Origin of the sequence: Oceanobacillus phoenicis (genome assembly GCF_047238145.1) — a bacterium.
GTDB lineage: Bacteria > Bacillota > Bacilli > Bacillales > Amphibacillaceae > Oceanobacillus.
In genome coordinates this window covers 3,830,550-3,841,733 of sequence record NZ_JBDFME010000001.1, presented here as the reverse complement: position 1 = coordinate 3,841,733, position 11,184 = coordinate 3,830,550, and the positions used below count along the sequence as shown (strand labels likewise).

At 33.4% G+C, this 11,184-nt stretch carries 6 protein-coding genes, 2 pseudogenes and 1 riboswitch; of the genes and pseudogenes, 6 read left to right on the top strand and 2 right to left on the bottom strand.

Annotation, left to right across the window (positions count from 1 at the left end):
- The first annotated feature begins 1 nt into the window (after position 1).
- A riboswitch (purine riboswitch) is annotated at positions 2–103 on the top strand.
- A 222-nt stretch (positions 104–325) separates the two neighbouring features.
- Positions 326–1,861 (top strand): glutamine-hydrolyzing GMP synthase, encoded by a 1,536-nt coding sequence (gene guaA / locus ABC346_RS19300; RefSeq protein ID WP_413236402.1) that lies wholly within the window; start codon positions 326–328, stop codon positions 1,859–1,861.
- Positions 1,862–1,917: 56 nt separating this feature from the next.
- Here the strand turns inward: guaA and ABC346_RS19295 are convergent.
- Both ABC346_RS19295 and ABC346_RS19290 read right to left on the bottom strand, forming a co-directional pair.
- Positions 1,918–2,752: pseudogene (locus ABC346_RS19295) on the bottom strand (site-specific integrase).
- A gap of 108 nt (positions 2,753–2,860) precedes the next feature.
- A pseudogene (locus ABC346_RS19290) lies at positions 2,861–3,145 on the bottom strand (transposase domain-containing protein); the annotation flags it as partial.
- A gap of 116 nt (positions 3,146–3,261) precedes the next feature.
- On the opposite strand from ABC346_RS19290, the gene ABC346_RS19285 reads away from it, so the two are divergent.
- The 5 genes from ABC346_RS19285 (at position 3,262) to ABC346_RS19265 (ending at position 11,062) form a co-directional block, all read left to right on the top strand.
- The gene (locus ABC346_RS19285) at positions 3,262–4,431 is read left to right on the top strand and encodes an ABC-three component system protein (RefSeq protein WP_413236401.1); all 1,170 of its coding nucleotides are present in this window, start codon (positions 3,262–3,264) and stop codon (positions 4,429–4,431) included.
- The gene (locus ABC346_RS19280; RefSeq protein WP_413236400.1) at positions 4,431–4,943 is read left to right on the top strand and encodes a three component ABC system middle component; all 513 of its coding nucleotides are present in this window, start codon (positions 4,431–4,433) and stop codon (positions 4,941–4,943) included. The genes ABC346_RS19285 and ABC346_RS19280 overlap by 1 nt, the downstream gene beginning before the upstream one ends.
- Complete coding sequence (locus ABC346_RS19275) at positions 4,940–7,126, top strand: DUF3732 domain-containing protein (protein ID WP_413236399.1); 2,187 nt, start codon at positions 4,940–4,942, stop codon at positions 7,124–7,126. The genes ABC346_RS19280 and ABC346_RS19275 overlap by 4 nt, the downstream gene beginning before the upstream one ends.
- Positions 7,127–7,467: 341 nt before the next feature.
- A complete protein-coding gene (locus tag ABC346_RS19270) occupies positions 7,468–9,255 on the top strand; it encodes an ATP-dependent nuclease (RefSeq protein WP_413236398.1) in 1,788 nt (595 codons plus the stop codon).
- Positions 9,236–11,062 carry a UvrD-helicase domain-containing protein gene (locus tag ABC346_RS19265; RefSeq protein ID WP_413236397.1) on the top strand — a complete coding sequence of 609 codons (1,827 nt, stop codon included), beginning with the start codon at positions 9,236–9,238 and terminating at the stop codon, positions 11,060–11,062. Before ABC346_RS19270 ends, ABC346_RS19265 begins: the two co-directional genes overlap by 20 nt.
- The last annotated feature ends 122 nt before the right edge of the window (positions 11,063–11,184 follow it).

Here is an 11,184-nt window from a genome sequence, read left to right as displayed (position 1 = left end):
TCGAATTTTATCCAATGCCTTTCGTATATCCTCGATAATATGGTTCGAAAGTATCTACCGGGTCACCGTAAATGACCTGACTATGAAGGCAGAAGCAGGTTCGGTTAAGATACCTGGATTTCTGTCTTTTTAGATAGCTATGTCTATGTAGCTAATGGAAGGACAGTTTTCCAGGTTTTTTCATAGGTAAATGTTTGTTATTTTATTATTTTATTTCGAATAGATATGGATGATACTAGTCATAAGGTATACGGTATGTAAACGAAACACAAACTAATAATATAAGAGACAAGCCTATAGTAAGTATAGATAGGAGAGAGCGATTATGGAAAATAATGAGTTAGTACTTGTACTTGATTTTGGAAGTCAATACAATCAATTAATCACACGTCGAATTAGAGAATTTGGCGTTTATAGTGAACTTCATTCTCATAAATTAACCGCTGAAGAAATCAAAGAAATGAATCCAAAAGGAATTATTCTTTCTGGCGGTCCTCATAGTGTTTATGATGAAAATAGTTTCCGCTGTGACGAGCGTATTTTTGAATTAGGAATTCCTGTATTAGGGATTTGCTACGGAATGCAGTTAATGTCACTTCATTATGACGGTAAGGTTGAACGCTCTAAGAACCGTGAATATGGGAAAGCATTGATTGAACTTGATGGAGATCCGGTATTATTTAAAGATACTCCAAAAGGACAGACTGTTTGGATGAGTCACGGCGACAAAGTCACTGCAGCACCACCATCTTTCAACATTGATGCAACAAGTCCTTCCACACCGATTGCAGCAATTAGTAATGTAGAAAAGGGCTTGTACGGTGTTCAATTCCATCCGGAAGTTCGTCACACTGAATATGGAAATGATTTATTAAATCGCTTTGTATTTGATGTTTGTGGATGTGCTGGAGATTGGTCCATTGAGAACTTCATTGATATGGAAATAGAGAAAATCCAAGAAGCAGTTGGCGACCGTAAAGTATTATGTGCACTAAGCGGTGGAGTAGACTCCTCTGTAGTAGCTGCTTTGATTCATAAAGCGATTGGCGATCAGCTGACTTGTATTTTCGTGGATCATGGCCTTCTTCGTAAAAATGAAGCAGATGATGTCATGAAAGTATTTGCAGAAGATTTTCAGATGAATATTATCAAAGTCGATGCAAAAGATCGTTTCCTATCTAAATTAGCGGGTGTATCCGACCCAGAATTAAAACGTAAAATTATTGGTAATGAATTTATTTATGTATTTGATGATGAAGCATCAAAACTTAAAGATATCGACTTTCTAGCACAAGGTACACTATATACGGATGTTATTGAAAGTGGTACCGACACTGCACAAACCATTAAATCTCACCATAATGTAGGTGGATTACCAGAAGATATGCAGTTTACATTAATTGAGCCTTTAAATACTTTATTTAAAGATGAGGTACGTGAATTAGGATCTCAATTAGGTGTTCCCGATCGTATTGTTTGGCGCCAGCCATTCCCAGGACCTGGATTAGCTATCCGTATCCTAGGTGAAGTAACCGAAGAACATTTAGAAATCGTTCGTGAATCGGATGCAATCCTACGTGAAGAAATTGCAAAAGCAGGTCTAGATCGTGATATTTGGCAATACTTCACTGTCCTACCAAACATCAAAAGTGTGGGAGTAATGGGTGATGCACGTACGTACGCTCATACAATCGGTATCCGCGCGGTAACTTCTATTGATGGTATGACTTCCGATTGGGCACGTATCCCATGGGATGTATTAGAAAGAATCTCTACACGTCTTGTGAATGATGTAGATAATATTAACCGCGTTGTGTATGACGTAACGAGTAAGCCGCCTGCTACAATTGAGTGGGAATAATTGTAGAAGAGCCGAGAAGCCTTGCACGACAAGAACTCCGGCTCTTTTTTCTTTTGTCATTGCATTGTTATGGCATTATTTATTTCTGAGTCTTTTTCTGTATCTTTTCGCAGGTATTGACCAGTGAATTGATATTTGGTGAAGTGTCTTTTTTTCAGTTGAAGTTTGGTAAGATAGAACCCCTTGTAATTTATGAGCTACTTCAAAATTACTGTTTCGATATCTACATGCCCTAAGCGATCTTTAATAATTAATGGATTTTCCGCCATACTGATAAGCAATGAAGCGTGTGAATGCCTAAAAGCACGTAAGCTGTTTCGGTGAACGCCGGCCATTTTAGAATAACGTGTAATAGCATAAGAGAGTGTATGATTTTACGTGGGAACACCATTATAGCTCATTACAAATTTAGTCTGGATAACAGATTGCTGTATATCTTTCCATTCACAAAGTAAATTTAATGTATCCTCGTCTAAAACAATATGACGGGAACTTGCTTTTGTTTTCGGTTCGACAAAAGAGAAGTCATCCAAATTCTTGTAGTAGAGTGTTTTATCAATGGACAATACTCCTGTTTCGAAGTCAATATCATCCCATTGAACTGCAGTAGCCTCTCCAATTCGCATGCCTGTCATAAATAAAACCCATAGCGAGACAAATAAAAAATGTTGATAGTAATCCTCTTTATAAATGTAAGAGAGGATTTTTTCAAACTCTTCTTTTGTCCAAAAGTCAATTTTTGACTTGGTTTTCTTCACGTCGGTCCTCTTTTTTAGTTGTAAAACCACTGCGATATTTTTGAATTTGCTTACCAGTGACGGGATGATAACCTAAATTTTCTCGAAAATAATAAGTTCCATTCTTTGTTTTTTTGATAATATCTTTAGCCATGATTTCACTCCTTACGCAATTAGTGCAAGAAGTATAAATGACTCTTCTAAAGGTAAGCGTCAAACAGCCCACACCTATTTTCAGGTCTAGGCTCGTGCTATGATTGGTTTACTTCTTACTTGGCACATGACAATTTTCAGGTAGATGGTCTGACCAAGGTAAATAGTGTTGAACTACCGTTTCATTGGTAAGGTCTACACTCGGAAGTTCTTCAAATAAATATTTGAGGTATGCATAAGGATTGAGTTTATTAGCCTTAGCTGTTTCAACCACACTATAAATAAGAGCACTGCTTTTTGCACCCTTCGCAGTGTTTCTAAACAGCCAATTCTTCCTTCCAATTACAAAAGGCTTAATTGCTCTCTCCGCATGATTATTGTCTAGCTCCAATGGATTAAATTCAATTTATAACTGTAAATAATCACCTTTTTAGAGTCGGAGAAGGAATTTAGTCTGATAATGTCGAAATATAATATTAGATTTAAAGTTCTATATTTGGTGGTGAAATAATGATTACAGACCATTCAGCATTAGGTAATGCGTTAGGATATGTGTATCAGTTTGATCGTGCAACTCAAAGACTATTTCAATCAGGGGTCGATGTTATTGAAGTGGGTATTGAGTATTTAGATGACGTTAGCGTTCATAAAACTGATGATAGTAAAATACATGAACAAGATAAATCGACGGTAAAAACTGGGTCACCTCTATCGGATCGAAGTGTTGCGTTATGGAAGACTTTGCACATATGGGCTGAATTAGTCTTATCAGACTCATCGGTACTTAACAATACAGAATTTCATTTGGTTACAAATGGAACATTGACAAAGAAATGTCTTGCTCAGCGTATAAATGACACTTCTGAAGAAAATTCTTCAAAAATTGTTTGTGATGAAATACGACAAATGATTACTACTTTGAGAAAAGACTTAGTTCCTTTTGGCAGGACACTGGATAAGATGGGCGATGTATTATTGATGAAGTTATTAACAAAGATTTCTGTATTAGATAATAAGTGTTCTCAATTTGGTGGAAGTTTAGAAGAGATTCAAGCAATTAGAGGATTTGATTTTGGAATTAAAAAAAGTCTTTTTGATCAAATGAGTGGATGGGTTAAGCGAAGAATTATTGAATTAGCACAAGCTGGCGTGCAGCCAAGAATATTAAGAGAAGATTTTGATAGAGAGTTTAAAGGACTGGTAAAGAAAATTACAGTAGCTCGTTTATCAGCAATGGTAGCACCCTATAATTCTGGAGTAGACGTTAGTGAATATGAATCACATGGTTTTGTTAAACAACTAGATTGGATTGATGTTGATGATGGTTTAATTAGAGAGGCCATATTAGATTATATTCATGCTCATGATACAAGGGTTATATGGACTGATAATAATGCGGTATCAGAATCTACACTATTGTTATACCAAACTGAACTAAAAAAAATATGGAGAACTGCAAAAAGAAGGGCTTATAGACAACCTTTCGAAACAGATGAGTTAAAAGGGGAAGAATGTTTGGACTTAACGATGGAACAAAATAGTTACATTCATGGTGAACCCATGCCTAAGACTATTACAAGTGGTAATTTTCATACATTAGCACACTTTAATGAAGAAAAGGAGCCTGATATTGGTTGGCATCCAAAATATAAATCACTATTGAAAGGGTTATCAAAATAATGGAGAAATCTCTACTTCAAGAGTATGAAATAATGCAAAACTCTGCACTTGGTGCAAATGCACTTTGGGCATTTGCTCATGGTTTTTTTTCGGAAAAACAAGATACTGAAAAAAAGTTAACATTATGGCATATGGTGAGTGTTCTTCCTCTTGTTTATCAAAAAACTAGTAGGAAAGTGATTTTGAAAAGACAAGTAACTTCGGGTTTACGTTCCATATTAGACCGTGACCCAAAAATCTCCATAGCACAAAACGAAGCTATTTTTAATATTAATGAACGTATCCATGCAATGGAAAAAAGAACTTTTCGTTCTTTGAATATAGCAATTACTTGCCAGTTGATAAGCATTGGGGATGGATATTTTTCATCTTTACCTCCATTTAAAATTCCTAGAAACACCTCTTTGGAAACTAAAGAAATACTAAAAGCAGCAAACAAATTAGGGAGGTGGGCTGGAGAGATGTCTGATTTCGAATATTTAACTGTGTTAGGAGTGAAACCATTATTATGAAATTTTCTATACTAAAGTTAATTATATGGTCAAATAAGCCGGAAAAAATGCCTAGAGTTTTAGAGTTTCAAGAAGGAACTATTAATTATATAACGGGATCTAGTCGTAGCGGGAAATCAGCTATTATAGAAATAATAGATTATTGTCTAGGATCCAGTAGTTGTTCTATACCTAAAATTGGTGCGATAAGAAAAAATTCATCTTGGTATGGATTATTAATTAACACTGTAGAAGGGAAAAAATTATTTGCAAGAAGAGACCCAGTTGAGCAAAATTCTACGGATGATTATTATATCGAAGAAGGAAACTTTATTAATGTCCCCAATATACCTAAGAAAAATTCTAGTCGAAATCAAGCAAAGGGAATTTTGGAAAGGTTAGCTAGAATTCCGCAATCAAATTCGGATTTTAACGAATCTGGTAGTGGTTATAAAGGAAGAGCATCTATTTTAGATATGACAGCATTTATGTTTCAGCCTCAAAGAATTGTTGCAAATAATGAAACTATGTTTTACGAAGCTGATAACGAAGATCATGCTAGAAAGCTTAAAGAGATATTCCCTCTTGTACTAGGGGCTATTAATGCTGAAACATTGGTAAAACAGCATAGACTTCAAGAAGTTAGAAGAATAATTGCACGTAAAAAACGCCAATTAGAAAATTTAAAATCTGATATTGAAAATTTTTCAGGAGAAGTAAAGGGAAGATATATCGCAGCCAGTCAGTATGGTCTTGTTCAGACAATAAATATTGAAGATACAGATATAAATGTTTTATTGGAAAGGCTTAGAGATTTAGTCTCATCATGGAAAGATAAAGAATACTTGGAGGTCGATGGAAGTGAAGTAAATGCCAAACGTCTTTCCACTTTAAGAAAAGAAGAAAGTAAACTACAAATAGAAATTACGACTTTACGTGTGAGATTATCTCAACTAAAAGAATTATCCTTAGCAAGGGCTACTTCAGAAAAGAATATTCTAAGGCAAAAAGATCGTCTTTCCTCCACTTCTTGGCTAGTAGACAAATTAATGTTTCAACATAAATGTCCACTTTGCGGAAGTGAGACCAATCATCACAACCAAGAACTTGAAAATTTAGTGAACACAACTAAAAAAGTGGAAGAACAGTGGAAAACAATAGAATTAGTACCACCAATGTTAGATGCTGAAGAAGTAGAATTAAAAAAGCAAATATCTTTTCAAGAGTCGAAATTAAAGCAAATAAATGCAGAACGTGAGTATCTGCAGGAGGAGACTGAAGAACTACTTGTTACTAATGAGCAAAAAGCAATGTTTATTGGACAACTTTCTGAATTTATAAGCTTACATACATCCTTAAATGATGAAGGAACATTTAAAAATGAAATTTATACATTGGAAGAAGAAGAGAAGGAGTTATTAAAATCTGTTGATTTCGAAGCTTTCACGGAAAGGAAAGAAACAGCTTTATTTAAGTTTTCAAGATTTGCTGGTCATTATGGAAGTATTTTAGATTTGGAAACAGGTGATGATTTAATTCAACTAGATACCAATAAATTAACAATTAGAGTAATAAATGCTGACGGACAAGCAGCATGGATGCGTCAAATTGGAAGTGGAGCAAACTGGCTAGGCTATCATATTGCTACATTATTAGCATTACATGAATTATTTATTAATCAGAATATACCTTATGTACCAAGTTTATTAGCAATTGATCAACCAAGTCAAACCCATTTTCCGGATAGAACTGAAGCTGATTCTGAACATGAGGAACTTCGCGCAGTAACAAAGGTATTTAAGGCACTTTCATCTGGAATTAATCGAACAGGTGGAAATCTTCAAGTGATCGTCAGTGAACATGCAGGACAAGATATTATTCATGATATAGAGAAGGTTAATATTGTAGAAAGATGGCGCTACGGAAGAAAGTTAATACCATGGCATTGGAATGATGAAATGCCTGAAGATTTGCTAGGAGAGAATTCTAATGCACAATTTGCAGCGGAAGACTTATTGAAAACTATAATTGAGCCTTCTTTTTCAAAAATGACTGGATTTAATGAAGGGGAAATTTCTATAATAGATGCACATTTTGAAGAAACAGGTCTTTTATTTAATGCTGAATTTTCTACTGATAATAAAAAAATTAATTTTTCTGGGAGTATTGATTTTAATTTAAAGATTAAACTTGTACTATTTTAGTAAAGTAAAAATGCTTAATCTTAATAAAAATATAAACGTAAAATCTTGCTGTGTAGCTTTGCTCTCAAAGTACTTAAAATTATATTGCAAAAACAGGCGCTTTCTAAGAAATTAGAGAGTCCCTTTTTTGTATTTTGTGTCAGAAGCAAAGAGAAGTATAGTTTAATTAAAATAAATTACTAGTGTAGTTTACTACCTCCAACTATAATAAAGGATTTTTTTATGGGGAGATATGTTTATGCAATATTTCTAATTATTAATTTAAACAAAATATTTTAATGCGACACTAGTGAAGTATTACATATTTTAAAATATTAAAACTTGTAAGGGGTGCAATAATTATGTACATAAGCAAAGTGAAAATAAATAACTTTAGAAATTTTGACGAAACCGAAGTTGAACTAGAAAAACAAATGGTTATTGTAGGAGAAAATAAAATTGGAAAGTCTAATTTTCTACATGCATTAAGATTGATTTTAGATCCATCGATACCCGATTCAAGACGCTTATTGCAGCTTTCTGATTTTTGGGATGGGTTACCTCGTCCGTTAAATGATGAAGAAATTAGAATAGATGTTGAACTTACTGACTTTGAACAGGATGTAAAATTAAAATCTGTTCTTTCCGATTACTTAGTGCAAGATTCACCATTAACTGCAGGATTAACATTTAGATTTTTTCCTGAAGATGAAGAAGAAAATAAAATTTACAATTTTAAAGTTTTTGGCACAAGGACAGGTAATATTTTTACTTATGAACAAAGAAAATGGTTGCCATTTGAGGTACTGTCAGCGTTAAGAGATACAGAAAATGATTTATCAAATTGGAGGAAGTCCCCTTTAAGGCCGTTAATTGAAAGAGCGATAGAGATAACTGATAAGGACGAACTAAATAGTGTTGCTGAGGAAATTACTCAATCAACAAATTCTTTAAAAGAACTAGATGAAATTGAAGCTTTAACCGAAAAAATAAATACTCAACTAGAAAATATTGTTGGAAACAGATATTCTCTGGAAACTAGTTTGGGCTTCTCTCCTGCTGATGCTACAAAATTATATAGAGCAATAAAGATGTTTATTGACGATGGAAATAGAGGAATTAAGGAGGCAAGTCTGGGATCTTCAAATTTACTCTATCTAGTATTGAAACTTCTTTCTTTAGAACAATATGTGGCTGAAAATGAACGCGCTCATACTTTTTTGGCTATTGAAGAACCAGAAGCACATTTGCATCCTCATTTACAAAGGTTGCTTTACAAGTATTTATTGAATCATGACAAGGTGATAGTTGAAACTTCTCAAAATCATAATCAAATTTATAGTGTGTCTAACATTTTAACAACTCATTCACCTCATATTGCAAGCGTTGCTCCATTAAGATCTATTGTTTTGTTAAAAGAAGCACACAAAGAAAATAAATCTACAAAAATAGTTTCTACTGCAAAAGTTGATTTAGATGATAAAGATGTGAAAGATTTAGAACGTTATATTAATGTTACTAGAGGAGAAGTTTTGTTTGCTAAGGGCGTTATACTGGTTGAAGGAGATGCTGAAGAATTTCTACTATCTTCATTTGCAGAATTACATGGAATTGATCTTGATAAATATGGAATTACTGTATGCTCTGTAGCAGGTACTAATTTCCTCCCGTATATAAAACTTTTAGGAAGCGAAGGATTAGACATACCTTTTACAATACTTACGGATTATGATCCGCAAGATAGTGCCCCTTTAATCCGTAATCGCTTAATTAAGTTATTAAGTTTTATGGATAATGAACGCGAAAAACAATATAAAAATCTAAATACTAACAATTTAATTCTGTGTGGAGAACAGTTTGGTATTTTTACTAATAGTTATACTTTAGAGGTAGATTTATTTGAAACCATGCATCAAGAAATTAAAACGACATTAACTGAATTGACATCAAATCAAAAAGCAATTGATAGGGCTAAAATTTGGGGACTGTTAGGGGGTTTTTTAAATGGAGAGGAAAAAACGTATCTATCTGACATAGGAAATATTGGAAAAGGAAGGTTTGCTCAAAGATTAGCAACAAATCTTACCGATTCTTCAGTTGTTCCTAATTATGTGAAAGGGGCTTTAGACTATGTCATCAGTAGAATTTGATAAGAAATTATATAGAGAAGCCTCTAAAGATTTAGTAAATAATGAAGAGCAACTACAGGTTTATGATTCTACGGGGAATTGCGTAGTACTTGCAGGCCCAGGTAGCGGAAAGTCTAAGGTTCTTACATTAAAATTAGCTAGAATTTTGAATGAAGATATAGAACCACCGCAAGGGATTGCTTGTTTAACTTATAATAAAGAATGTGCAAGAGAATTGAAAGAAAAGCTATACAAATTAGGTGTCCTTGAATCATCTTCAGTTTTTGTCGATACTGTTCATTCTTTTTGTTTAAATCATGTAATTAAACCATACAAACATTTAATAAAGACAAAATTACCTGAACAAATTACGGTAGCTACTTCTGTAGAAATACGGGAAACAAAGTTTCAAACATTCCACTTAACTTTTGGAATAAATGAAAAATGTACGCAAAAATTATTACAAGCATTTGATGTTTATAGAAGAACGTTTACAAAAAGAAATTCTTTTGAATGGGAAAACAATGATAACGAAATAGCAACATGGATTCTTAACTATGAAGATTCATTAAGAAGTAAAGGGTTAATTGATTATGATGATATGGTGTTGAATGGGCTATGGATGATTGAAGAAAATCAGTGGATTCAAAAATTGTTACAAGCTAAGTTTCCTGTTATAGCAGTTGACGAGTATCAAGATTTAGGTGTACCGTTAGATGAAATAATAAGAGTACTTTGTATAAAAAATGAAACTCGTCTTCTAGCAGTTGGAGATCCGGATCAATCAATATATGGATTTACTGGAGCCAAACCTAGTTTATTAAACGATCTTGCTCATCAATCAAATGTTTTAAAAATAAGACTTAAAAAAAATTACAGATCAAAAGGAAATATTGTTAAAGCTTCGATTGCTACATTATTGGAGGAAAGAGAATTTTTCTCAACCCGAGAAGAAAGTGGGAATATTAATTTTTATGGCATTAAGGAAGGGATCGATGCACAATGTGATTACATCTGTACAAATCTGATTCCTAAAATTCTTACTTTAGATTCCTCCAATACGCTTGGGGATATCGGAATATTGTATATTGATAAAAATGATGGAAACAAAATTGCTGATAAAGTGGCACTAGAAGGTTTCCAATATATTAGAGTGGATGGAAATGCACCATATAATAAAAACCAATTAACCGTTTGGATAGAAAAATGTGCAATGTGGTGCTCCGGAGGATGGTTGAAGGGTAACCCAAGATTTTCTGATATTCAACGTGTTTTCATTTCGTTTTTATCAAAAGCAAATATTTCAAAAGCAAAACTAGAAAGTAAAAAATTAAACTTATTTAATTTTTTATTTCGGAATAAAGATATCGACTTAAAATTAAGTGACTGGCTTAAGGATTTTAATGACAATATTATTTATGAATTATTAGATTGTTTTATAGAAGAACCAGAAATTAAAAGGGAATATAATAAATTAATTGAGTCTGCCAAAAAAGGACAATTAAAAGATTTTAAAATATCGTCTTTATCTCGACAATTGGGGTCTAAATCACACTTGAATTTATATACATTGCATAGTTCTAAAGGATTAGAGTTCAAGTATGTTATTATGCTCGGTTTGGAACAAGGAAGGATACCTTGGCTAGAGACTAATGTTGAGAAAGAAGCTGAATTTAGGAGGCTCTTTTATGTAGGGTTAACAAGAGCAAAAGATGAGGTTAACTTGTTATGTTCAGGATGGTACTTTGATTATTATGGTAATGTGAGGCGCAACGGTGCTTCTCAATATGTATTAGAACTTAAAGAGTTTGTGGATAATAATCTATAACTAAGAAAGTATTCTTGGTCTGTAAGAATTAAAACATCACCATTAATAAGGTGGAAGATATGTGACTAAAGAAGGTCACTAGAAGCAATTTTATGCTAGTAGTGACCTTCAATCCTTGCTTA

Bases quoted from the DNA above. Each gene is read 5' to 3' on its own strand.
- guaA (WP_413236402.1), top strand. From the start codon at position 326: ATGGAAAATAATGAGTTAGTACTTGTACTTGATTTTGGAAGTCAATAC.
- ABC346_RS19270 (WP_413236398.1), top strand. From the start codon at position 7,468: ATGTACATAAGCAAAGTGAAAATAAATAACTTTAGAAATTTTGACGAA.
- ABC346_RS19285 (WP_413236401.1), top strand. From the start codon at position 3,262: ATGATTACAGACCATTCAGCATTAGGTAATGCGTTAGGATATGTGTAT.
- ABC346_RS19280 (WP_413236400.1), top strand. From the start codon at position 4,431: ATGGAGAAATCTCTACTTCAAGAGTATGAAATAATGCAAAACTCTGCA.
- ABC346_RS19265 (WP_413236397.1), top strand. From the start codon at position 9,236: ATGTCATCAGTAGAATTTGATAAGAAATTATATAGAGAAGCCTCTAAA.
- ABC346_RS19275 (WP_413236399.1), top strand. From the start codon at position 4,940: ATGAAATTTTCTATACTAAAGTTAATTATATGGTCAAATAAGCCGGAA.